The organism is Tardiphaga sp., assembly GCF_028290785.1.
Taxonomy (GTDB): domain Bacteria; phylum Pseudomonadota; class Alphaproteobacteria; order Rhizobiales; family Xanthobacteraceae; genus Tardiphaga.
Map to the genome: position 1 here is coordinate 13,368 of NZ_JAQGJD010000320.1, position 22,989 is coordinate 36,356.

The following is a 22,989-nucleotide window of genomic DNA, read 5'->3' on the forward strand; positions in this document are numbered from 1 at the left end:
CGAAATCGGCGCCGGCGATCCAGTTTTAGCCCTGGTCATTTCACTCAGGCTGGCGCGCTTTGCGCCATTTGGAGGGAACCAATGTCAGACCGTATCGACCATCTGCGTCGTCGGCTCGTGGGCGCTGCGGCGATGGCCGCCGCCGGCCAATTCGGCGTCTTCGATTTCGCCAAGGCGCAATCCGGCAGCGCAAAATCTGCAAGTCCAGTTGCCATCAAGGCCGGCACCAACGTGTCGTTTGGCCCGCTCAAGCAGATCGATGCCGGTGTCCTCAATGTCGGCTACGCCGAGGCCGGCCCCGCCGACGGCCCCGTCGTCATCCTGCTGCACGGCTGGCCCTACGATATTTACAGCTTCGTCGATGTCGCGCCCGCACTGGCCGCGGCTGGCTACCGGGTCGTCGTGCCGTATCTGCGCGGCTATGGCACGACACGCTTTCTTTCGGACGCCACGATGCGAAACGGTCAGCAGGCCGCGCTTGCGGTCGATCTCACGGCCTTCATGGATGCGCTGCGAATTGAGAAAGCAACGCTCGGCGGTTTCGACTGGGGAGCACGAACGGCCGCCATCGTTGCTGCGTTATGGCCGGAGCGCTGCAAGGCGCTTGTCTCGGTGAGCGGCTATCTGATCGGCAGCCAGGCGGCGAACAAGATGCCGTTGCCGCCCACCGCCGAGCTTGCATGGTGGTACCAATATTATTTTGCGACGGAACGCGGCCGTGCCGGCTACGAGGCCAACCGGCGCGATTTCGCAAAGCTGATCTGGCGGCTGGCGTCGCCGAAATGGAATTTCGACGATGCCACCTTCGAGCGCACGGCGGCGTCTTTCGACAATCCCGATCACGTCGGTATCGTGATCCACAACTATCGCTGGCGGCTGGGTCTGGGCGAGAGCGAGGCACGATATGCCGACCTCGAGAAGCGGCTAGCCGAATTCCCGGTGATCGCCGTGCCGACGATCACGCTTGAAAGCGACGCCAACGGTGCGCCGCATCCGGACGCCAAATCCTATGCCGGGAAATTTTCCGGCCGCTACGAACACCGCGTCGTCACCGGCGGCGTCGGGCACAACCTGCCGCAGGAAGCGCCGCAGGAATTCGCCCAGGCCGTCATCGACGTCGCCGGCTAGGACGGGTTGCGAGCTATTTCCCGGGCATCTTGGCGGCGATGATGTCGTCGGCCTTGACCCAGCCGGGGGTGCCGATGGCGAAGCGGGCCTTGGCGCGCGAAGCGAGGTCGCGCGCGGTCTTGTTGTCGCCGCGCAGAAATGCGGCTTGCGCCGACGCCAGGTCGGCCTCGGCATAATCGCCCTTGCGGCCATAGGCCATCGCGAGCTGGGAATAGCCGATCGGCGCCTCGGTCTCGCGCGCCACCGCAGCGCGCAGAATTCGGATCGCCTCGTCGATCGTGGCCTTGTTGTCTGACGCCACCAGCGCCTGCCCAAGCATCATCTCGATGAGCGGCGCGTTATTGGCGAGCTGGACGGCGCGGCGCAGCGGCGCCACCGCCTCGGCGGGCTTGCCGCCTTCCAGCAGCGCCTGACCCTTCAGCTCGTGGAAATAGGCGTTGTTGGGCTGCACTGCGAGCAGACCGTCGATCTGCGCCACCGCGTCGCGCAGGTCGCCGTGGCGATAGGTGGCGATGGCGCGGGCATAGCGCGCGGGCAGGGAGGTGTCGGATGACGGGTAGCGGCGCATCACGGTATCGCGCTGTTCCATGAAGCCGGAGGTCTTGGCGCGCATCAGGTCGTGGCGCTGCTGCAAAGCAGGGTCGTCCTTCTTGTCCCAATAGGGGCTCAATTTTGCGAATTCCTCCAGCGCCGCGACGCGCTCGCGCGGCATCGGATGCGACTGCTGGTAGGGATCGGCGCCACGGGCCGCGAACAGGCTGTCGCTGGAGAACCGCTTGAAGGTCTCGTACATGCCCTTCGGCGACTGCTGGGTGTCGGTGAGGAACTTGACGCCGGCGCGGTCGGCGTTTTCTTCCTGCTGGCGCTGGTAGGACAGCATGGTGCTCTGGAACAGCGCCTGCGGCGCGCTCACCGCCGCCATGCCGATATTGCTGGCGCCGCTGTTGCTACCGTTGCTGCCGCCCTTGGCGCCGGCCACCATGGCGCCGACGCCGAGCAGCATTGCCACGATCATCGAGGTCTGCGCACGCGCCATCTGCTCGCGCAGCTTGGAGAGATGTCCGCCGGCGAGATGGCCGGTTTCATGGGCCAGCACGCCGATCAGCTGGTTCGGCGTCTGCGACTGCATCAGCGCGCCGTAATTGACGAAGATGCGACGGCCGTCGGCAACAAAGGCGTTGAACGAGCCGTTGTTGATGATCGCAACCTGGATGTTCTGCTTCTCGAGCCCGGCGGCGCGCAGGATCGGGCGGGTATAGTCGCGCAGCAACTGCTCGATCTCGGCGTCGCGCAGGATCGGCGGGCCGCGATTTTCCTGCGCCCGCGCCACCGGCGCAACCAGCAGCGCTGCCGCGGCAAGCAGCGCGGTCAGTTTCGAGAAGGTCCGAGGCGCAGCCCTGCCGGGCTGCTGTCGCAGGTCTTGCATCATTGGCCGTGGTTCGGATCCGAGATATGCCTACCAAACCGGATAATGCGGCGGGAGCGCGGCATGGCGCCCCGGTCGCCCTGCCGGAAGCAGCGGAATAGCAGGTTTTGATGTCAGATACGATACTGAGAGCGCGCGCCAGCGGCCTGTTGACCGCCTCGGCGCGCAGCGATGTTCCGCCGTTCATGGTGATGGACGTGATGGCCGCGGCGGCCCGGATCGAAGCGGCCGGCGGCCACGTCATCCACATGGAGGTCGGCCAGCCCGCGGCCGGCGCGCCGCAGACGGCGATCGCCGCGGCGCAGACCGCGCTGGCGCAGGGCCGGATCGACTATACCGCGGCGCTCGGCACGCCCTCGCTGCGCGCGCGAATCGCGCGGCACTATCGCGACGTCTATGGCTGCCCTATCGATGACGAACGGATCGTCGTCACCACCGGCTCGTCCGGCGCGTTCATTCTGGCGTTTCTGGCGATGTTCGAACCCGGCGACCGCGTCGCCGTCACGGTGCCCGGCTATCCGCCGTACCGGCACATTCTCAAGGCGCTCGGCTGCGAGCCGGTGCTGATCGAGACCCACGCCGACACCCGCCACGCGCTGACCGGCGAGGCGCTGCTCGACGCCCATCGCAAGACGCCGTTGAAGGGCGTGCTGGTCGCCAGCCCCGCCAACCCCACCGGCACCATGATGTCGAAGGAGGCGTTGACCGGGTTGATGGCCGCCGCCGACGGCGCAGGCATCCGCTTCATTTCCGACGAGATCTATCACGGCCTCGATTACGCCTTCCCGGCGGTGACCGCGGCGGCGCTGTCCGACGACGCGCTGGTGATCAACTCGTTCTCGAAATATTTCTGCATGACAGGCTGGCGGGTCGGCTGGATGGTGGTGCCGAAGCCACTCGTGCGCTCGATGGAACGGCTACAGCAGAACCTGTCGATCTCGGTACCGACATTGTCACAGATCGCGGCCGAGGCGGCGTTCGACGGCCGCGACGAGATGGAAGCCATCAAGCACGGCTACCAGGACAACCGTCGCATTCTGATCGAGGGATTGCCGCAGGCCGGCCTCAGCGACTTCCTGCCGGCCGACGGCGCGTTCTATCTTTATGCGGATGTGTCGAAATTCACCTCCGACAGTCTCGAATTCGCCAAGCAGTTGCTGCAGCAGGCGCACGTCGCCGCCACGCCGGGTGTCGATTTCGATCCGATCCACGGCCGTTCCTATGTGCGGTTCTCCTACGCCCAATCCAGCGCGGACATGCACGAGGCGGTGGCCCGAATCGGCCGTTGGCTCGAGGAGGGCGGCCCGCGCGGCTGATCTGCGCGAGGCTCGCTTGCCGCGCGGCCGACTTCAGCGGTATAGCCGGCGCAATCCATTCTCGCCTGTCAGGAGCCAATCCTTTGTCGATTATCCCGCCCGTCGCCGCGCCGCATCAGCCGATTGCCGCCGTGCTGTGGCCCAGCCGCGCCGATGGCGCCGCGGGCATTGTTCGCGCCGTCGTTCTGGCGGCGCTCGGCACCGCGCTGCTGGCGGTCTCGGCCAAGATCAACCTGCCGCTGCCGTTCGTGCCGATGACGCTGCAGACCCTGGTGGTGCTGATGATCGGCGCTGCCTATGGCTGGCGGCTCGGCACGGCCACCGTGATCGCCTATCTCGCCGAGGGCGCCATGGGCCTGCCGGTGTTTGCTGGTCCCGTCGGCGGCCTCGCGCCGTTGCTCGGCCCGACCGCCGGCTACCTGTTCGGCTTCATCGTCGCGGCGTTCGTGACCGGCTGGCTCAGCGAGCGCGGCTGGGACCGCTCGGTGCCGCGGCTGTTCGTGGCCATGGCGATCGGCCACATCGCGATCCTGGCGATGGGGTTCGGCTGGCTGGCGTTCGGTATGAAGCTCGGTGTCGAGAAAGCCTGGCTGGTCGGCCTGCTGCCGTTCGTGGCGGCATCGCTGGTCAAGAACGCGCTGGGCGCGGCGCTGGTGCCGGCGGTGCGTCGCCTGGTGGACCGCCGCAGGTAACGGCTGACCCAGACAGGCATTTTGCCCGTTAATTATCGATTTAATCGAGCCCCGGCGGGTTGCCGGGGATGCGGCATTCTGTGCTATTGACCCGCAGTTATAAAGATTGACGGGAGTGAAATGTCATGGCGGTGATCGCAACGACGGAGGCGCCAGCCTCCGCGGCTAAACCTTGGTACAAGGTGCTCTATCTCCAGGTGCTGATCGCCATCGTGCTCGGCGTGATCGCCGGCTCGTTCTTTCCGGCCTTCGCCACCAACGACTGGATCAAGGCGCTCGGCGACGGCTTCATCAAGCTGATCAAGATGGTGATCGCGCCGATCATCTTCTGCACCGTGGTGTCGGGCATCGCCCACATCCAGGACGCCCGCAAGGTCGGCCGCGTCGGCGTCAAGGCGCTGATCTACTTCGAGATCGTATCGTCCTTCGCGCTGATCCTCGGCATGATCATGGGCAACGTGTTCCAGGTCGGCCACGGCCTCGTCACCAAGGTCGATTCCGGCAACGCGGCGGTCGCCAATTACGTCAAGCAGGCGGAAGCGCAGAAGTCGGTCGACTTCGTGCTCAACATCATTCCCGACAGCGTGGTCGGCGCATTCGCACGCGGCGACATCCTGCAGGTGTTGCTGTTTGCGATCCTGTTCGGCTTCGCGCTGATGGCGCTGGGCGAGCGCGGCCACCGGCTGCGTGACGTGATCGACGATACGTCGCACGCAATCTTCGGCGTCATCGCCATTGTCATGAAGGCGGCGCCGCTCGGCGCGTTCGGCGCGATGGCCTACACGATCGGCAAGTTCGGCCCGGCCGCGCTGACCAACCTGCTGAGCCTGATCGTGCTGTTTTACGCGACCGCGGCGCTGTTCGTGATCGTCGTGCTCGGCCTGATCGCCCGCATCGTCGGCTTCAACATCTTCAAGTTCATTGCCTACATCAAGGACGAACTGCTGATCGTGCTCGGCACCAGCTCGTCGGAAAGCGCGCTGCCGCAGTTGATGGCGAAGCTGGAGCGGCTCGGCTGTTCGAAATCGGTGGTCGGCCTGGTGGTCCCCACCGGTTATTCGTTCAACCTCGACGGCACCAACATCTACATGACTTTGGCGACCTTGTTCATCGCCCAGGCCCTGGGCGTGGACCTGACGTTCGGCCAGCAGGTCACCATCCTGCTGGTGGCGATGCTGACCTCGAAGGGCGCCAGCGGCGTCACCGGCGCCGGCTTCATCACGCTGGCCGCGACCCTGAGCGTGGTGGATCCGCGGCTGGTGCCGGGCATGGCGATCGTGTTCTCGATCGACAAGTTCATGAGCGAGGTCCGCGCCCTCACCAACATCACCGGCAACGGCGTCGCCGCGGTGTTCGTGTCGTGGTGGGAAGGCGAACTCGACCACGAGGTGATGCACGCCAACCTCAACAAGACCATCGATCCGTCGGACGTGGAGACGGCGGTTACCACCGGCTGACCTCTTCCCTCGCCCTGCTCTTGCGGGGAGAGGGTGGCTCGAAGGAGCGAAGCTCGTTTGAGCCGGGTGAGGGGCGCCAACGAGTGAAACGCTGGCAGCCCCTCACCCGAAGCCTCGCTGGTGCGAGGCTCCGACTTCTCCCCGCAAGAGCGGGGCGAAGTTAGATCAGAGCATCTGGCGACGGATTCGAACGGCTCAACTAAGATAACAGCCAATAAAAAGGCCGCCCGGTTTTGCCGGGCGGCTTTTTATTGTTCAGGCGAAGAGCTTACTCGCCGTTGCCGAGCACGCGTGACCACCAGCCGGCCTTGCGGGGCTGGGAGTCGGCCGGAGCTTCCGGCGCCGCCGGCGCAACGGCTGGAGCGGGCTCGGGAGCCGGCTGCGGCACGACGCTGACCGGTGCAGCCACGGGCTGCGGTTCGGCCGAGGCGAAGCTGACCTTCTCGCGTACCGTCGAACGACGGCGGGCGGCGGCCTTGTCGTCATCCACAGGCGCGGGCTCCGGGGCGGCGACCGGCGCCGGGGCGACGGCAGCAGCAACCGCTGCGGGCTCAGGCTCGGCGGGCGCGAACATCGGCACGGCGTCATGCCGGCTCTGCGGCGTTTCAACGGGCTCCGACCTGGCATAGGCCGTGATGGATTCCGTGGTCGCCTCATCATGCGGACGTAGCGAGGTGCCTTCGAGATCGGCCACGGCTTCGCTGGATTCCGACTCCGGCGTAGGACCGAGTTCGTCCGAGATCGAGCCGACCAGACCGTCTTCCGGTCCGCCACGCCGACGACGACCGCCGCGGCGTCCGCGACGGCGCGGACGCCGTTCGCCATCGGCGGTCTGCTCCGCGGTGCGGGGCTCGCCGGACTGATCCTCGGACTCGTCGTCCTCGCCGTCAGCGTCGTCACCGACGCTCTCGACGTTGCCTTCGCCGACGAAGGCGGCGGGTGCTTCGCTGCCGTCACGCTCGGGTGCCGGGCCGCCTTCGCGGGCCTCGCCGGAACGTCCACGCCGGCGCCGGCGGCGCTTGCGCTTGCGGCCGTCCGCATCGGTTTCGCTGCCGGCGCTCTCGCCCGACGGCTCGTCATCGGAAGTGAGGCCCTCGGTCTCTTCGGTCTCGATCTCGGCTTCGGTCTCGAAGGACTCTTCATCCTCGAAGGGTTCTTCTTCCATCGCCGGCGGGAACGCCGCGACCTGGGCTGCAAGCACGGCCTTGGCGGCCTCCAGCGTATGCACCTGCTCGCCGCGGTCGATCACGAACGACTGCTGGCCGGTGACGGTGGGGTCGGCGATCACCGCGAGGGTGACCTTGAAGCTGCTTTCGAGATCGCGCAGGTGGCCGCGCTTGTGGTTCAGCACATAGAGCGCGACGTCGGTACGGGTGCGCACGACCAGGTTATGGGTGGCGCCCTTCATCAAGATTTCTTCCATGCCGCGCAGCAACTGCAGCGCAACGGAGGAGACCGAACGAACGTGGCCGCTGCCGCCGCAATGGGTGCAGACCTCGGTGGAGCTTTCCAGCACGCTGGCGCGGATGCGCTGGCGCGACATTTCGAGCAGGCCGAAATGCGAGATGCGGCCGACCTGGATGCGGGCGCGGTCCTGCCGCAGGCAATCGCTCATCTTGCGCTCGACCGAGCGATTGTTGCGCTTCTCGTCCATGTCGATGAAATCGATGACGATCAGGCCGGCGAGATCGCGCAGGCGAAGCTGCCGTGCGACTTCTTCCGCCGCCTCAAGATTGGTCTTGAGCGCGGTGTCCTCGATGTGGTGCTCTTTGGTCGAGCGACCGGAGTTGACGTCGATCGAGACCAAAGCTTCGGTCTGGTTGATGACGATGTAGCCGCCGGAGCGCAGCTGCACCGTGGGCGAGAACATCGCATCGAGCTGGCTCTCGACGCCCATCCGCGAGAACAGCGGCTGGCCGTCGCGATACAGCTTCACCGCACGGACGTTCGACGGCATCAGCATGTGCATGAAGTCGCGGGCTTCGGTGTAGCCGGCTTCGCCGGCGACCTGGATCTCGTCGATTTCCTTGTTGTAGAGGTCGCGCAGCGAGCGCTTGATCAGCGAGCCTTCCTCGTAGACGAGGGTCGGGGCCTGCGACTTCAGCGTCATGTCGCGCACGGTTTCCCACATGCGGATCAGGTATTCGAAGTCGCGCTTGATTTCCGGCTTGGTGCGCGAGGCGCCAGCGGTGCGCAGAATGATCCCCATGCCTTCCGGCACATCGAGGTCCGACACCACTTCCTTGAGGCGCGAGCGATCTTGCGCCGAGGTGATTTTTCGCGAAATGCCACCACCGCGCGCGGTGTTCGGCATCAGGACGGCGTAGCGGCCGGCCAGCGACAGGTAGGTGGTGAGCGCGGCGCCCTTGTTGCCACGTTCTTCCTTGACGACCTGTACCAGCATCACCTGGCGGCGCTTGATGACTTCCTGGATCTTGTAGGTGCGGCGCGGGCGGAACGAGGCACGATCCGGAACTTCTTCCAGCACATCTTCGCCGCCGACCGACTCGACCATATCCTCTTCGGCTTCCTCGCCGTCGTCTTCCTCGTCGTCGTGCTCATCGCTCTCGGCGGCCACGGGCGCGTGCTCTTCGTGATGCACGATGTCGTCGGCATGCGCCAGATTCTGCGCTGCGGCGTAGGCGGCGTCGTGATGGTCGTCGTGGGGATGCTCGTCGTGGCCGTGATCATGGCCATGATCGTCATGCGCATGGTCGTGCGCGTGATCGGCTGCATGGTCGTCGTGACCGACGGCAGCCACCGGCTGCGCTTCGGCGACGGCGTCCGGCGCTAGGCCGGCCGACACCGGCTGGTCGGGATGGATCTCGGAGGCGGGCGTCTCGGAGGCTGTGGCCTCGGGCGCCTTATATTCATCGCCATGCGCTTCATGGTCGTGATCGCCGACCGCATGACCCGGGGCGCGCTCGCCCTCGGCATGCTCGCTCTCGGCATGTTCATGGGCGTGGCTATGCTCATGGCCGTCGTGGTCGTGATGTTCCGGATCGGCGGCATGGTGGCCGGCGTCGTGGGCATGATCGTGTTCGGCGTCGTGCGCCACGAACGCCGGATCGCGCGGCTGTTCGGCCTGCGACGGATCGATCGCGGCCGTCTCGACGAGGTCGCTCTGCACGCGTTCGCCACTGCCGCGGCGGCGCGAATTGCGGTGACGCGGGCGTTTGCTGCCGCGGCTGGAACGGTTGTCGGTTTCTTCCTCGGCTTCGCGATGGGCGCGCTCGTCCGCCTCGATCAGCGCCTGACGGTCGGCGACCGGGATCTGGTAATAATCGGGGTGGATTTCGCTGAAGGCGAGGAAGCCGTGACGGTTGCCGCCGTATTCGATGAAAGCGGCCTGCAGCGACGGTTCGACCCGGGTGACCTTGGCGAGGTAGATGTTGCCGCGGAGCTGCTTGCGCTGCGCGGTCTCGAAATCAAATTCCTCGACGCGATTGCCGCGGACCACGACGACCCGGGTCTCTTCCGGGTGGGTCGCGTCGATCAACATTTTGTTTGGCATGTGGGGGCTCATGGCGGCGGAGGGCGCGCGTGGCGGCAAGCGCATATGGCGCGGCCGGGTGACGCAACGGTCCACCTGATTCGGGGGTGAGGGGAAGGCCGAAACGCAACCCGGGGCGCCGTGCCGATCGCGAACCCAGAGCGGGGCGACGCGCGAAGCTCTTGCTTCGCATCGGCGCAGGTCCCGCATGGGTCTCGGTCGGCATCACAGTCTGGCGCATCAAGCGTCGGCCCGTCTGAACATCCTGGCGGCAAAGGCGCCGCCTTCTTGCTGACGTCCGGCATGGCGCCGAAGCGTTTGCCGGCTCTCGCCTATGCCAGCCCGAGGGCTGGAATAATCGGTCATGAAGTGTCTAAAGCCGCCCCTGGAAAGATGACCTGGGACCGGACGCCGCTCGGGCTAGAACCGCCCCTCCGATCAACCGCGCGCTGCGCTGATTGTGGAAGGGAGATCGGAAAAACGCTGGAACCACCGATAGATCGATGGAACAGGCGCTGCACCGGGAGGCTGAACGCGACACAACCGGAGTTAAACCGTCAGCGTTTCGTTCATACGAGGAATGCCGATCGCTTGCAAGGGAAGCGTCACACCCCTGCAACACTGTCGACTATTCTGCACTGCAACCTTAACCATCGGTTAACCCTGCAATCCTATTGGGTTAATACAGGGCTGCTTCGGAGGCACGAGATTCTTGGCGGGCCGCGCAAACCACATCGTCGGACTGGGATTGGCGCTTGCCAGCGCCGCGGCCGTGCTGTGCGGGTCGCCCGGTACCGGCCGCGCCGCCGATGAGTCGCCGCGTCCTGAGGTAGTCGGCTCGTTTCCGGTCGCGTCCGACGTGCGGGTCGCTGGCGACGAGAAGCAGACCCGCTTCATTCTCGACCTCGACAAGAAGATCGCGCTGCGCGCTTTCGCGCTGGCCGACCCGTATCGGGTCGTGGTCGATATCCCGCAGGTCAATTTCCGGCTCGATGCCGGCGCCGGCACGGTGGCGCGCGGGCTGATCAAGGCGTTCCGCTACGGGCTGGTGATGCCCGGCGGGTCCCGCATCGTGTTCGACCTCGCCGGCCCGGCCAAGATCAAGAACGCCTATGCGCTGGATCCGGCCAATGGCCAGCCGGCGCGGCTGGTGATCGAGCTGGAGTCCATCGATCGCACCGCGTTCGTGCAGGCACTGGCGGTAGAAAATCGCCCGGACCTGCGGCCCGCGATCGGGCCGGTTGCCATTCCGGCCACCGTGGTGGCCATGGCGGCGCCGAAGCCGGCCGACGATCCAAGGCCGGTGGTGGTGTTGGACCCCGGCCATGGTGGCATCGACAACGGCACCCAGGCCGGCGGCGAGGCCGAGAAAAGCCTGGTGCTCAGCTTCGGGCTGGCGTTGCGCGACCGCATCGAGAAGGCCGGCAAGTACCGCGTGGTGATGACCCGCACCGACGACACCTTCATTCCGCTCGGCGACCGCGTGAAGATCGCGCGTAACCAGTCCGCGGCCTTGTTCGTCTCGATCCACGCCGACGCGCTGCCGCGCGGCGAGGGCGACGCCCAGGGCGCTACCGTCTACACGCTGTCCGACAAGGCCTCGGACGCCGAGGCCGAACGGCTGGCGGACTCCGAAAACAAGGCCGACGCCATTGGCGGCGTCAATCTGACGGAAGAGCCGACCGACGTCGCCGACATCCTGATCGACCTGGCGCAGCGCGAAACCCGCACCTTCTCCAACCGGTTCGCCCGGCTGGTGGTCGGCGAGATGAAGACCACCGCGCGGATGCACAAGCACCCGCTGAAGTCGGCGGGTTTCAGGGTGTTGAAGGCGCCGGACGTGCCGTCGGTCTTGATCGAGCTGGGTTACGTGTCCAACAAGGACGACCTGCAGCAATTGATGTCGGAGAACTGGCGTTCCAAGACGGTTGGCGCGGTAGCGCAGGCAATCGACGGGTTTTTCGCCAAACGGCTGGTTTCGGCGTCCCCGGGAAACTGAGAAAAGACAAGGGTTTCAACGCCGGAGCCCTAGTTTCGACACAGCCGCAGCTTTATAAAATTTTTCGCGCGGCCGTCAGAATCGGTCAAAACGGCTCGATCTGGGCCGTATCGGCGTGGTGCTGACTTTGTGCCGATAAGAGCCGCCGTATGATATGGTGCGGCACAGCGATGGAAACGGATCTTCGATAATGCGTCTGCTGGTGCGGTTTTTGGGATTCTTGTTCGCCGCCGGGACCGTCGTGTTCCTGGTGGGCGTCGCCGCCGCTGCCGGCATGATCTGGCATTACTCCAAGGACCTGCCGGACTATTCGCAGCTGCAGGACTACGAGCCGCCGGTGATGACCCGCGTGCACGCCGCCGACGGCGCGCTGCTCGGCGAATATTCCAAGGAGCGCCGGCTGTACCTGCCGATCCAGGCGGTGCCAAAGCTGGTTATCAACGCCTTCCTCGCCGCCGAAGACAAGAATTTCTACGAGCATGGCGGCATCGATTATACCGGCATGGCGCGCGCCGCGGTGTTGTATGCCCAGAACTTCGGCTCCAACCGCCGGCCGCAGGGCGCCTCCACCATCACCCAGCAGGTCGCCAAGAACTTCCTGCTCACCAACGAGGTCTCCTTCACCCGCAAGATCAAGGAAGCCCTGCTGGCGATGCGCATCGAGCGCGCCTATTCGAAGGATAAGATCCTCGAACTCTATCTCAACGAAATCTATCTCGGCCTCGGCGCCTACGGCATCGCCGCGGCGTCGCTGGTATATTTCGACAAGTCGGTGAACGAGCTGACGGTCTCGGAAGCGTCCTATCTGGCGGCGCTGCCGAAGGCGCCGTCGTCGCTGCATCCGGTGAAGAACCGCGACCGCGCCATCGAGCGCCGCAACTACGTGATCGACCGCCTGCTGGAGAACGGCTGGGTCAAGCAGGCCGACGCCGACAAGGCGCGCAAGGACGTGTTGACCGTCACCAGCCGCACCAATGCCGCGCACATCTTCGCCGGCGAATATTTCGCCGAGGAAGTCCGCCGCGACGTGTTCGAGCGCTACGGCGAGAAGAAGCTGTATGAAGGCGGCCTGTCGGTGCGCACCACGCTGGATCCGAAGCTGCAGATCATGGCGCGCAAGACCATGACCAACGGCCTGATCAATTTCGACGAGGCGCATGGCTGGCGCGGCGCCAGCAACAAGATCGACATCACCGGCGACTGGGGCGTCAAGCTCGCCGAGGTCAAGGCACTGTCGGACATCGCGCCGTGGAAGCTCGCCGTGGTGCTCGAGACCAGCGACCAGTCGGCCCGGATCGGCTTCCAGCCCGGCCGCGAACTCGGCGGCGCCGTGCTCAAGGACCGCCAGACCGGCAACCTGACGCTCGATGGAGTGCGCTGGGCCAAGCCCACCACGGGTCCGATCAAGGGCAAGACGCCGACGGCGGTGTCGCAGGTGCTCAACCCCGGCGACGTCATCTATGTCGATCCACTTCTGACCAAGGAGGGCACGGCGGTCGAGGGCCAGTTCCGGCTGCGGCAGTATCCCGAAGTGTCCGGCGCGATGGTGGCGATGGATCCGTGGACCGGCCGCGTGCTGGCCATGGTCGGCGGCTTCTCGTTCGACCAGAGCCAGTTCAACCGCGCCACCCAGGCCTATCGGCAGCCCGGTTCGTCGTTCAAGCCGCTGGTCTATTCGGCGGCGATGGACAACGGCTACACGCCATCGACGGTGGTGATCGATGCGCCGCTGGAGATCGACCAGGGGCAGGGCGCCGGCGTCTGGCGTCCGGACAACTATTCGAGCGGCAAGTATCTCGGTCCGACTACTTTGCGCAACGCGCTGATGCGCTCGCTCAACACCGTGACGGTGCGGCTCGCCCAGGACGTCGGCATGCCGCTGATCGGCGAGTACGCCAAGCGGTTCGGCGTCTATGACGAATTGCCGAACTATCTGTCCTATGCGCTCGGTGCCGGCGAAACCACGGTGATGCGCATGGTCACGGCGTATTCGATGTTCGCCAATGGCGGCAAGCGGGTGAAGTCGACGCTGATCGACCGCATCCAGGATCGCTATGGCCACACCATCTTCAAGCACGATCAGCGCGAATGCCGCGGCTGCGACGCACCGGATGGCTGGAAGAACCAGGCCGAGCCGCAACTGGTCGATCGCCGCGAGCAGGTGATCGATGCCATGACCGCGTACCAGATCACCTCGATGATGGAGGGCGTGGTGCAGGGCGGTACCGCGACCGTGATGCGCGACGTCGGCAAGCCGATCGCCGGCAAGACCGGAACCACCAACGAGGCCAAGGACGCCTGGTTCATTGGTTTCTCGCCGGACGTCGTGATCGGTCTCTATGTCGGTTACGACAAGCCGCGCACCCTCGGCGCCAAGGCGACCGGCGGCGGCCTCGCCGCCCCGATCGCCCGCGACTTCATGAAGTTGGCGCTGGCCGACAAGCCGGCGGTGCCGTTCCGCGTGCCGGCCGGGATCAAGCTGATCCGCGTCGAGGCGAAGAGCGGCATGCGCGCCGGACCAGGCAGCGAAGGCCGCACCATCCTCGAAGCCTTCAAGCCGGGCACGGCGCCGCCGGACAATTACTCCGCGATCGGCGTCGCCGATGCCGACGGACGCTCCTTGCAGGTCTCGCCCGACACCGACCGCAGCTTCATGCGGCCGGGCACCGGCGGGCTGTATTAAATCGAGAAGACCGGGTCCGGGACGAGGAGCGGCATTCCTATGCTGCTCCTCGTATCCGGGACCGTACCCAAAACATCGTAGCCGTACGTGCTGGCGGACAACCCCCGATCCGACCAAAGCCTAATTGCATCGGCGATCGGTCGAGGTAAATACTACCTGAAATTGCGAGTAACGCCGCCACGAGCCCTTTCCCGCCGCGGGGAGCAGGGAGTCCGGATGATGCCAGACAACATCGCCGTGTTCGCCACGGTCATACTGCTGCTCCCGATGATCTACTTCCTGCTCGCGGCGCCCGCTTTTTTGCTGGTGAGCCTGGATATCCGATCTGTCGCATTGCTGATGCGCGTGATGTTCAATGGCTATTTCCTGACCTTGGCCATTGCCGGCGCGGTCGGGGCGGTCGCGGTTGTCCTGGATGGTCGGCCGCTTCTGGCGGTCGGCATCGGCTTGGTCGCGGCGCTCGCGGCCGCGTCGCGCCGTTGGTTCTTGCGGCAGATCGATGCGCGGATCAGCGACAGGGATCCCGGCGATGCCGATGACGCGCGCCGCCTTCGATGGTTGCATTGCGGCGGCATGCTGAGCAACGCGATCCAACTGGTCGCGCTCGTGGCCGCCATTCCCAGAATTGCAATCGTGCCGGCTTGATCGGGTCTGACGGAAGAACTGCGGGCCGGGGTCCCCGGATCAGCGAGGCGGCATCCGGGATTGCATCGAAAATTTCCGTGTGGCTCCGCTCATGGGGCAACCTGGCTGAACGTGTCCAGCTCTCAGCCGCGCCTTCCGCCGACCGAGACGAACGCCATCAGACAGGGCTCCGGCAACGGGTTGCGCCAGCGATGCCGGGTGCCGTTCTGGACGATACAGTCGCCCTGGCGCAGATGCACTTTCTGTCCGTCGTCCAGCTCCAGCGTCATCTCGCCGCGAACCACGACCCCGTAATCGATCGTGTCGGTCGTGTGCATGCCCGGCGCGCTGCGATCGAAATGGTTTCCCATGCCGGGGACTTTCTCCGACAATTCCCGCAATCCGCTCTCGAGCGTGACGCCCGGCGGCGGTTTCCAGCCGTCGGGTCGCTTCGGCGGATACGAGATCAGGCGAAACAACGTACCCCCCGGGCCGGGAAAGTCTCGCGTGCCGTTGAGCATCGGGTCGGGTTCCTGGCCGGTGAGCCGCGGCACGCCCTCGGTCATGTAAAGTTCGTAGAAGGTCAGACCGGGATTGGCGTCGATCTCGACCACCTTGGACGTGACGTCGAAGGACTTGAACACCGACTTGCCGGCATCGTCGCGGCCGGTCAGTGCCCGCCTGGGCGGCGGCAGCTCGCTGGCGTCTCTGGCTTGCGCGGGCGGTGACAGCGCGGCCAAGGCGCTGCCTCCGACCATCGCGGAAAGCGCCTGCAGCAGATGACGGCGATGTCCGTCTTCAGGTTGCTCGAAAGAGAACTCCGCGTCGTCCACCGGTTTGGTCGTGCTTCGTGACCACGGACGCCATGACAGCCAGCTCATCTATGTTCTCCGCTATTTCGAAAACTGAAAGACGACGGATGAAGCATGACGCAGTTGCGTTCCCGTGGGGGCGATCGAGCTGCGGACTAAACCTCAGGTAGCGTCACTCAGAGCGGTAATTCTGTCAATCGTCGTTCCTGCACCACGATGCCGGGCGTCGCGACGGGTTGAAGTTCGGGGAGCGGGCGGCTACACGATGGGTCCATATTTGGATTGAGTCATGCGCCCAGAATTCGAACGCCTCGTTGAAGAGATCAAGCAGTCAGTCGGGCTGCTGAGGAGGCATCTTTGACGTCGATGCAGCCACGGCACGCCTCGCAGAGCTGAACACGCTCGCTGAAGACTCCAATCTCTGGAACGATCCCCAGAAAGCCCAGAAACTGATGCAGGAGCGGACCTCGCTGGAGGATTCGCTCAGCGGCATCGGCCGAGTCATGCGCGAGCTCGACGACAACGTCGAGATGATCGAACTCGGCGAGGCCGAGGGCGATGACGGCGTCGTGGTCGAGGCCGAGAACGCGCTGAAGGCGCTGAAGAAGGAAGTCGCGCGCCGCGAGCTGGAAGCGCTGCTGTCCGGCGAAGCCGACCGCTTCGATTCCTATCTCGAAGTACACGCCGGCGCCGGCGGCACCGAAAGCCAGGACTGGGCTTCGATGCTGCTGCGCATGTATACGCGCTGGGCGGAGAAGCACGGCTTCAAGGTCGAATATCTCGAAGAGACCGCCGGCGAAGAAGCCGGCATCAAATCCGCGACGATCCAGATCTCCGGCCACAACGCCTATGGCTGGCTGAAGACCGAGGGCGGCGTACACCGGCTGGTGCGAATCTCGCCTTACGATTCCAACGCGCGGCGGCACACCTCGTTCTCGTCGGTGGCGATCTTCCCGGTGGTCGACAACACCATCAAGATCGACATCAACGAAAGCGACGTCCGCGTCGATACGATGCGATCCGGCGGCGCCGGTGGCCAGCACGTCAACAAGACCGAATCCGCGGTGCGGCTGACGCACATCCCGAGCGGCGTCGCGGTGGTCTGTCAGGCCGGCCGTTCGCAGCACAAGAACAAGGCTCAGGCCTGGGACATGCTGCGCGCCCGGCTGTACGAGATCGAGCTGAAGAAACGCGAGGCGCAGGCCGCCGCCGACCAGGCCGCCAAGACCGAGATCGGCTGGGGTCACCAGATCCGCTCCTACGTGTTGCAGCCCTACCAGATGGTCAAGGACCTGCGCACCGGCGTGCAGACCTCGGACACTTCCGGCGTGCTCGACGGCGACCTCGACGAGGTCATGGCCGCCACGCTGGCGCAGCGCGCCTTCGGCATCTCGCCGGGCGCGATCGAGGATATGGACTAAACGATGGCCCATGTCGCGTTCATCGGTTTGGGGCGCATGGGCCACGGGATGGCGGGCCGCTATCTCGACGCCGGCTTTACGCTCGCCGTGTGGAATCGCAGCAAGGCCAAGGCCGACGACCTGATCGCCCGCGGCGCCCGCTGGGCCGCTTCGCCGGCGGACGCCGCCGAGGGTGCCGACGCCATCGTCACCATGGTCGCCGACGACGCGGCGTCGCAGTCGGTGTGGCTCGGTCCGGACGGCGCGGCGACCGTGGCGAAGCCCAGCGCGTTCGCCATCGAATGCTCCACGGTCTCGCATCGGCACGCCCTCGAACTCGGTGGCGCACTGACGTCGCGTGGTCTTCGCTATCTCGACTGTCCCGTCACCGGCCTGCCGGACGCCGCAGCCAGCGGAAAGCTGACCTTGCTGGTCGGCGCCTCGGCGGCTGACCTGGAGCACGCGCGGCCGTTCCTGACCCCGGTGGGATCGACGATCCGCCATTTTGGTCCGGTCGGCTCCGGCACCGTCTACAAGCTGATCAACAACCTGATGGGCGCGATCCAGATCGCCGGCCTCGCCGAGGGCTTGGCCATCGCCGAACAGGCCGGGCTCGACATGAAGCTGGTGCTGGAGTCGATCGAGCACGGCGTCACGGCCAGCCCCGGCGTGATCCGGCATTCGCGCCGCATGGTGGCGCGGGATTTTGCCGGTGCAACCTTTACCGCGTCGCTGCGCCATAAAGACGCTTCTTATGCGGTCGCGCTGGCCGAGGGGCTGTTGCAGGATCCGCCGCTGGTCAGCCGCGCCGCGGTGCAAGCCTATGACAACGCCAAGGCTGTTGCGCCCGACGATGACGAGGCGAAGATGATCGAACTGATCTCGCGCCCAAAAGCGTAGCAGCGAAGACGCGTTCCGCGCGTGCGGTGACAGCGTTTTTCGACGTTCCGCCTTCCCTTCGATTTCGTCGCCGATATGATGGGCGGGCCGGAACCCAAAATGGGTGCGCCGGCTTGTCGTGGCGCCGCGCCATGCGGCGTTGAATTCAACAAAGCGGGGGCGTCATGAAGATCATTCCTATCCTGGTTATAGGTGCGGCATTGATGCTGGCCGGCTGCGGTCGCGATCCTGGACCGGCCGGTCCGAAGGGTGAGACGGGCGCGCAGGGCCCGGCGGGTCCGCAGGGCGCGCAAGGCGTGCAGGGCATTCCCGGTGTGCAGGGCCAGGCCGGCGCTCAAGGTCCACAGGGACCGCAGGGCGCTCCGGGGGCTGCCGGCGCACCGGGGGAGAAGGGCGAGAAAGGCGAAAAGGGCGACGCTACGCCGGTCAATCTCCGCGCCGTTCAGGCCGATGGCTCGGTGAGCTGCGAAGCCAATGAGACGCTGGTGTCGGTGTTTTGTCCAAGTGGCGGCGCGCCGGACGGCATGAAGTGCGCGACTTCGCCGACCGTCGGCCTCTGCCTCAAGAAGCCGTAAGCCTCAGCCGCGCGAAAGGCGCCAGCGCGACAGCCAGTCCGTGAACCGGCCGCTGTCGCGCGTGCCGCCATGCCATGCCGCGGTGACGGTGCCATCGCTCGCCACCATCAGCACCACGTCGAGCCCGGCGGAGCGCCGCAGCGTTTCCACCGCCTGCTGCGGCGTCTGTGCGATCGGGCCAGCCACGTTGAACGATGTATTCACGGATAGCTCGACGCCGATGTGGCGGCCGAGCGCTTGCAGATAGGCGTAGGTGAGGGGATCGTCCTGCGCGCGGACGATCTGGATGCGGCCGGTGCCGTCGGCGTGGATCACCGCCGGAATCTTTTCGCGCGCGTGCGGTTTCGATTGCGCGGTCAGGACCATGTAGTTGTAGGCGTTATAGTCCGCGTCGGACGCGCCTTCGAGCAGGTCGAAATATTCCTGTGCGGCTTCCAACGTGGCCATCGGCGCCAGCGGCCGAATCGCCTCGCGATATTTGACGCGTTCGTTGAGCCGCTCGCGCGTCGCGGCATCGCAGGGGTTGGCGAGGATCGAGCGATGGCCGAGCGCGCGCGGACCGGTTTCCGCGGCGCCCTGGTACAGTGCGATGATGCCGCTCTGCGCGACCATGAACGCCATCAGGTCGGCGACGGCGTCGCGGCCCTCTGGCGTCGAGATATCGCCGATCGGCTCGAACGCGATATCCGTGGCCTGCAGCGCCGCCGCAATATCGTTCGGCGCCGGCGCATCGCCGCAAAAAAACGCGTGGTTCATCGGTTCGCCCCTCGGCGCGCCGATGAGATGCGCGAACATCCAGGCGGCGCCGATGGTGACGCCGGGATCGCCCGGCGTCGGCGGCACCCACAGATGCAGATTGGCCTTACGGCCCTGCGCCCGCGCGAACCACGCTTCATTGAAATGCTGCAGCAGCCGCATGTTGCCGAGCGCATTCAGCGCGATGCCGCCGGTCAGCACCAGCCGGTGCGCGCCGGTGGTGCGCAGCAGGTGATCGACAATGTGAATCATCGCGTCCTCGAACACCAGCTGCGTCGCCGCGGCCTTGTCGAGGCGGTCCTGGGTATCGGGCCGGTGCGCGATGTCCTCGACCCGGAGCACCGCGTCGGGATTCCACAACTGGTCCGGCTTGAGTGGTTCGCCGAGAAGATCGATCAGCGCTTGCTTGTAGGGCCGCTCGAACGGGTCGCAGTACCAGTTGCCCATCGCACGATTCAGCCGGACTTCGCCGTTGGCTCCGAAATCCAGCACCTCGCGCAATCGCGCGTAATAGGGATTGGTTTTGCGATCCATGTCGCCCCAGGCGGCGGCGCCCATGTAGCGGCCTTCGCTGGACAGCCAGGTCCAGCCGCCCTGGGTGGACGAGATCACGCTGTAGAACGCGCCGAGCGAGTCGAACACGCTGTCATTGCAGTACAAGCGGCGCATCTCGCCACGTTCGGCGACGTACAGCGAGATCGAACCCTGGTCGCCGGTGCCGTCGAGCACCGCGATCGCGACGGGTTCGGTGCTGTCGTCGAACGGCGATGCCGCGAACGAGAACCAGGCGTGGTTGTCGTGATGCGGCATCATCAGCAGCGGCACCCGCGCTGCCAGGCCGAATTGCTTGCGCAGCAGTTTAGGCATCCGCGTCATCTGCTCGAAGCTGCGGGCATCGAAGCTGACGGAATTCTTGGTTCGCAGCAGCTTCAGACCGTCGGGAAGTTCTTCCACGACGCTTCGCACCAGCGTGCCGAGCAGATCGGGATAGTCCCAACTGGTCAGCGATGCATCGATATCGCCGATGTCGCGGCCCATCGCCTGCAGGGTGACGCGCAACGCGTCGAGCGCGCCACGCGGATATCGCGTGGTGTGCTTGTCGCCGGAGAAACGCTCTTCCTCGTTGTTGACGATCAGGCGCGGGCCGTGGGCCTGCGTGACTTCGACGAGGGCGACGCCGGAATTATGTGTGCCCGGCAGTCCGAGGCCGGCGAGATAGACCGTCTCGCCGCGCTCAAGCTTGGCGCGGATCGCGGCGATGCGCCTAGCGGTGAAATGGGAATCGTTGGCGTGAAAGCCCGCCAGGGTCATCAGCCAGGTCGCAGCGCGCCGCGTGGCCCGGAAGCAGAAACGGCCGAGGCGGGGAAAACGGGGACCGATGCGCCGGGGGGATGGTTTCAAGAAAACGGCCTCGAATGGGGTTCGACGCCGCTTCAATCACACTCGGGGCAGGGCAACAATGCCCCGCATGGTCGCTAGCCTGCGCCGAGCCGCACGCCGGCACGGAGAAACTTCTGCGGGTCCACGGCTTCGCCGTCGATCCGGGTCTCGTAATGCAGGTGAGAACCCGTTGAGCGGCCGGTGGAGCCGACCAGCCCGATCACCTGACCGATCTTGACGGTGTCGCCGACCCTGACCTGGATTTCCGACATATGCCCGTAGCGGGTGGCGAGGCCGTTGCCGTGGTCGATCTCGACCATCTTGCCATAACCGCCGGCGTAGGCGGCCGAGGTCACCCGGCCGTTGGCGGTGGCGCGGATCGGATCGCCGGTGGCGGCACGGAAATCGAGGCCGGTATGCATCGCCGGACGGCCGAGGAACGGATCGCTGCGGACGCCGAAGCCGGAGGTGAATTCGACCTCGCCGACGACCGGCTTGCGATAGGGCACCAGTGCCATGGTGCGGTTCAGCTTATCGACCTGGGCGCGGCTGACATAGACGCGGTACAATTGGCGTTCGAACGGATCGGCACTGGCGGACAGCCTGACCGGAACGTAAGGGCCGCCCATCGCGACCCTGGGCGTGGCGGATTCGAGCTGCGCCATGTTGAGCCCGAGGTCGGAAATCGCGCCGCGCATCCGGCGGGCCTTGGAATCCATGGTTTCCTCGACCGCGCTGAGCGTCGCCAACTGCCTGCTCTCGACCTGGTCGAGCGAGGCCTGCAGCCGGCCGATCACGGTATCGACGCCGCCGTTCTTGGCATATTGCTTCGGCGGCGGCGCGGCCGCAGCGGGGGTGCGCGATTCCAGCCGGGCTTCGCGATCCGGCGGCGCCACGAAGGTCACGGTGTCGCTGATCGGCGAAGGCTTCAACGCGCCGGGCGCGGAGGTTTCGCGTGCCGCCGGCTTGCCGATCGAGCCGGTGATCGAAGTATCGGGCATGGCGCTCAGCGCGGTGGCGCGGGATTCCAGCGTGCTCTGCCGGCGCATCACCTGATCGAGCTTCTGGTCGAACTGTTCCTGGTCCAGCATCTGCCGGCTGGTGGTGCGATCGACCTTGGCGCGCAGTTCGGCGATGCGGTCCTCATAGGCGTATTGCATCTCGGCCTGGCGCGCGATCAGCTTGGTGAGCACGTCGTCGCGAAACGCGAAATAGGTCGCCGTGGCCGCCGACCAGCAACCCATCACGGTCACCGTGCCGACCACGATCCAGAACAGCACCGGGCCGATGCGGACCTGCCTGCCGGCGTGGGCAAAGGTGTAGTCGCTTTTCGCGGCGGCAGTCGGGGGTGTTACTTTGGCCGGGCCGACGCGGCGGGCGACCGGCCTGCCGTGATCATGGGCGTGGTGCTGAGGATATTCGGCATGGTGGGTGGGGCGGTTCGACATCAGCACTCCCGCGCCGACCCGGCAGACACCCGGATCGGCTTGATTGATGGAGGCGATTTGACCCGGTCGTGGTTAATTTTTGACGAATGGGGTCGATCAAATCCGACTTGCTTCCTCGAGCACCGCGTCGGCATGGCCATCGACTTTGACGCCCCGCCAGATCTTCGCCACGCGGCCACCTTTGTCGATCAGAACCGTTGTCCGAAGAACGCCTTCGAAGGTTTTGCCGTACATGGATTTTTCGCCCCAGGCGCCATACGCTTTCAGCATCGCATGGGCCTCGTCTGAGAGCAGCGGCGTGGTCAGGTCGTGCTTGTCGCGAAACGACTCCTGCGCCTTCAGCGGATCGGCGGAAACGCCGAGCACGGCGGTCTTGGCGGCGCCGAAATCGCGGGTGAGTCGGGTGAAGTCGATCGCCTCCTTGGTGCAGCCCGGGGTGTTGGCGCGGGGATAGAAAAAGATCACCAGCTGCTGTCCGGCGTAGTCGGCGAGCGACACCGTGGCGCCGCCGTCCCGCGGCAGGCTGAAGGCCGGCGCCATCGCGCCTTCGACCGCGACGGCCGGGGCGGCGGTCTTGGCTTTGACGGGCTTCGTGGCGGCCGGCGGTTCCGTGACCGGCTTGGTGATTGTCGCCGCGATTTTCTTGGCGACCGCGGGCGTGGCGACGGGCGGCTTCGCCGGCTTTGGGGCAGGTGCGGCCTTGACGGTTTTTGCCACAACTTTTTTCGCCGTCTTCACGGTCGGCTTTGCGGGTTTCGCCACTGCCTTCTTCACCGCGCTCTTGGTCGCAGCCGTGGTCGCGTTCTTGGCGACGACCTTCGCGGCCTTCTTGACGGGCGCCTTTGTCGCAGTCCGTTCCATCTTCCCGGCGGGGGTTCTGGAGGAATTCTCGCGCGATTT

At 65.7% G+C, this 22,989-nt stretch carries 17 protein-coding genes; 11 read left to right on the top strand and 6 right to left on the bottom strand.

Annotation, left to right across the window (positions count from 1 at the left end):
- Positions 1-81 precede the first annotated feature (81 nt).
- Positions 82-1,128, top strand: a complete 1,047-nt coding sequence (locus JWR89_RS20070; protein WP_299719354.1) for an alpha/beta hydrolase — start codon at positions 82-84, stop codon at positions 1,126-1,128.
- Between the two features lie 13 nt (positions 1,129-1,141).
- Here the strand turns inward: JWR89_RS20070 and JWR89_RS20075 are convergent, their stop codons facing one another.
- Positions 1,142-2,557 (bottom strand): M48 family metalloprotease, encoded by a 1,416-nt coding sequence (locus JWR89_RS20075; RefSeq protein WP_299719356.1) that lies wholly within the window; start codon positions 2,555-2,557, stop codon positions 1,142-1,144.
- Between the two features lie 107 nt (positions 2,558-2,664).
- Between JWR89_RS20075 and JWR89_RS20080 the strand changes: the two genes are divergently transcribed.
- The 3 genes from JWR89_RS20080 (at position 2,665) to JWR89_RS20090 (ending at position 6,019) form a co-directional block, all read left to right on the top strand.
- Positions 2,665-3,870 carry an aminotransferase class I/II-fold pyridoxal phosphate-dependent enzyme gene (locus JWR89_RS20080; protein WP_299719358.1) on the top strand — a complete coding sequence of 402 codons (1,206 nt, stop codon included), beginning with the start codon at positions 2,665-2,667 and terminating at the stop codon, positions 3,868-3,870.
- A gap of 134 nt (positions 3,871-4,004) precedes the next feature.
- Entirely contained in the window at positions 4,005-4,562 is a 558-nt protein-coding gene (locus JWR89_RS20085; protein ID WP_299719382.1) for a biotin transporter BioY, read from the top strand.
- 125 nt (positions 4,563-4,687) lie between these two features.
- Positions 4,688-6,019 carry a dicarboxylate/amino acid:cation symporter gene (locus tag JWR89_RS20090; RefSeq protein WP_299719360.1) on the top strand — a complete coding sequence of 444 codons (1,332 nt, stop codon included), beginning with the start codon at positions 4,688-4,690 and terminating at the stop codon, positions 6,017-6,019.
- Positions 6,020-6,287: 268 nt separating this feature from the next.
- On the opposite strand, the gene JWR89_RS20095 is transcribed toward JWR89_RS20090, so the two are convergent.
- Positions 6,288-9,533 (bottom strand): ribonuclease E/G, encoded by a 3,246-nt coding sequence (locus JWR89_RS20095; RefSeq protein ID WP_299719362.1) that lies wholly within the window; start codon positions 9,531-9,533, stop codon positions 6,288-6,290.
- 691 nt (positions 9,534-10,224) lie between these two features.
- Between JWR89_RS20095 and JWR89_RS20100 the strand changes: the two genes are divergently transcribed.
- The 3 genes from JWR89_RS20100 (at position 10,225) to JWR89_RS20110 (ending at position 14,839) form a co-directional block, all read left to right on the top strand.
- Positions 10,225-11,511, top strand: a complete 1,287-nt coding sequence (locus JWR89_RS20100; protein ID WP_299719364.1) for an N-acetylmuramoyl-L-alanine amidase — start codon at positions 10,225-10,227, stop codon at positions 11,509-11,511.
- Between the two features lie 190 nt (positions 11,512-11,701).
- Complete coding sequence (locus JWR89_RS20105) at positions 11,702-14,194, top strand: penicillin-binding protein 1A (protein WP_299719366.1); 2,493 nt, start codon at positions 11,702-11,704, stop codon at positions 14,192-14,194.
- A gap of 219 nt (positions 14,195-14,413) precedes the next feature.
- The gene (locus JWR89_RS20110; protein WP_299719384.1) at positions 14,414-14,839 is read left to right on the top strand and encodes a hypothetical protein; all 426 of its coding nucleotides are present in this window, start codon (positions 14,414-14,416) and stop codon (positions 14,837-14,839) included.
- A 122-nt stretch (positions 14,840-14,961) separates the two neighbouring features.
- Here the strand turns inward: JWR89_RS20110 and JWR89_RS20115 are convergent, their stop codons facing one another.
- A complete protein-coding gene (locus JWR89_RS20115) occupies positions 14,962-15,699 on the bottom strand; it encodes a cupin domain-containing protein (RefSeq protein ID WP_299719368.1) in 738 nt (245 codons plus the stop codon).
- Positions 15,700-15,919: 220 nt separating this feature from the next.
- Between JWR89_RS20115 and prfB the strand changes: the two genes are divergently transcribed.
- The 3 genes from prfB (at position 15,920) to JWR89_RS20130 (ending at position 18,505) form a co-directional block, all read left to right on the top strand.
- Positions 15,920-17,051, top strand: a protein-coding gene (gene prfB, locus JWR89_RS20120; RefSeq protein WP_299719370.1) for a peptide chain release factor 2 whose coding sequence is annotated in 2 segments (ribosomal slippage) — positions 15,920-15,988 and positions 15,990-17,051 — 1,131 coding nt in all. Because the reading frame shifts where the segments join, the coding sequence is not laid out codon by codon here.
- Between the two features lie 3 nt (positions 17,052-17,054).
- Positions 17,055-17,930: an NAD(P)-dependent oxidoreductase gene (locus JWR89_RS20125; RefSeq protein ID WP_299719372.1), complete on the top strand. Its 876-nt coding sequence runs from the start codon at positions 17,055-17,057 to the stop codon at positions 17,928-17,930.
- A 164-nt stretch (positions 17,931-18,094) separates the two neighbouring features.
- Positions 18,095-18,505 (top strand): hypothetical protein, encoded by a 411-nt coding sequence (locus JWR89_RS20130; RefSeq protein WP_299719375.1) that lies wholly within the window; start codon positions 18,095-18,097, stop codon positions 18,503-18,505.
- A gap of 3 nt (positions 18,506-18,508) precedes the next feature.
- Here the strand turns inward: JWR89_RS20130 and JWR89_RS20135 are convergent, their stop codons facing one another.
- From JWR89_RS20135 to JWR89_RS20145, 3 genes are all read right to left on the bottom strand, one after another.
- A complete protein-coding gene (locus JWR89_RS20135; protein ID WP_299719378.1) occupies positions 18,509-20,572 on the bottom strand; it encodes a carbamoyltransferase C-terminal domain-containing protein in 2,064 nt (687 codons plus the stop codon).
- Positions 20,573-20,736: 164 nt separating this feature from the next.
- Complete coding sequence (locus tag JWR89_RS20140; protein ID WP_299719380.1) at positions 20,737-22,089, bottom strand: M23 family metallopeptidase; 1,353 nt, start codon at positions 22,087-22,089, stop codon at positions 20,737-20,739.
- Between the two features lie 96 nt (positions 22,090-22,185).
- The gene (locus JWR89_RS20145; protein ID WP_299719386.1) at positions 22,186-22,863 is read right to left on the bottom strand and encodes a peroxiredoxin; all 678 of its coding nucleotides are present in this window, start codon (positions 22,861-22,863) and stop codon (positions 22,186-22,188) included.
- Here JWR89_RS20145 and JWR89_RS20150 point away from each other — a divergent pair.
- On the top strand, positions 22,790-22,989 hold a 200-nt coding region (locus JWR89_RS20150), incomplete at its 3' end, for a hypothetical protein (protein ID WP_299719388.1). The two genes, JWR89_RS20145 and JWR89_RS20150, sit on opposite strands and share 74 nt — an antisense overlap.

Bases quoted from the DNA above. Each gene is read 5' to 3' on its own strand.
- JWR89_RS20070 (WP_299719354.1), top strand. From the start codon at position 82: ATGTCAGACCGTATCGACCATCTGCGTCGTCGGCTCGTGGGCGCTGCG.
- JWR89_RS20075 (WP_299719356.1), bottom strand. From the start codon at position 2,557: ATGATGCAAGACCTGCGACAGCAGCCCGGCAGGGCTGCGCCTCGGACC.
- JWR89_RS20080 (WP_299719358.1), top strand. From the start codon at position 2,665: ATGTCAGATACGATACTGAGAGCGCGCGCCAGCGGCCTGTTGACCGCC.
- JWR89_RS20090 (WP_299719360.1), top strand. From the start codon at position 4,688: ATGGCGGTGATCGCAACGACGGAGGCGCCAGCCTCCGCGGCTAAACCT.
- JWR89_RS20095 (WP_299719362.1), bottom strand. From the start codon at position 9,533: ATGCCAAACAAAATGTTGATCGACGCGACCCACCCGGAAGAGACCCGG.
- JWR89_RS20105 (WP_299719366.1), top strand. From the start codon at position 11,702: ATGCGTCTGCTGGTGCGGTTTTTGGGATTCTTGTTCGCCGCCGGGACC.
- JWR89_RS20110 (WP_299719384.1), top strand. From the start codon at position 14,414: ATGCCAGACAACATCGCCGTGTTCGCCACGGTCATACTGCTGCTCCCG.
- JWR89_RS20115 (WP_299719368.1), bottom strand. From the start codon at position 15,699: ATGAGCTGGCTGTCATGGCGTCCGTGGTCACGAAGCACGACCAAACCG.
- JWR89_RS20125 (WP_299719372.1), top strand. From the start codon at position 17,055: ATGGCCCATGTCGCGTTCATCGGTTTGGGGCGCATGGGCCACGGGATG.
- JWR89_RS20130 (WP_299719375.1), top strand. From the start codon at position 18,095: ATGAAGATCATTCCTATCCTGGTTATAGGTGCGGCATTGATGCTGGCC.
- JWR89_RS20135 (WP_299719378.1), bottom strand. From the start codon at position 20,572: ATGACCCTGGCGGGCTTTCACGCCAACGATTCCCATTTCACCGCTAGG.
- JWR89_RS20140 (WP_299719380.1), bottom strand. From the start codon at position 22,089: ATGTCGAACCGCCCCACCCACCATGCCGAATATCCTCAGCACCACGCC.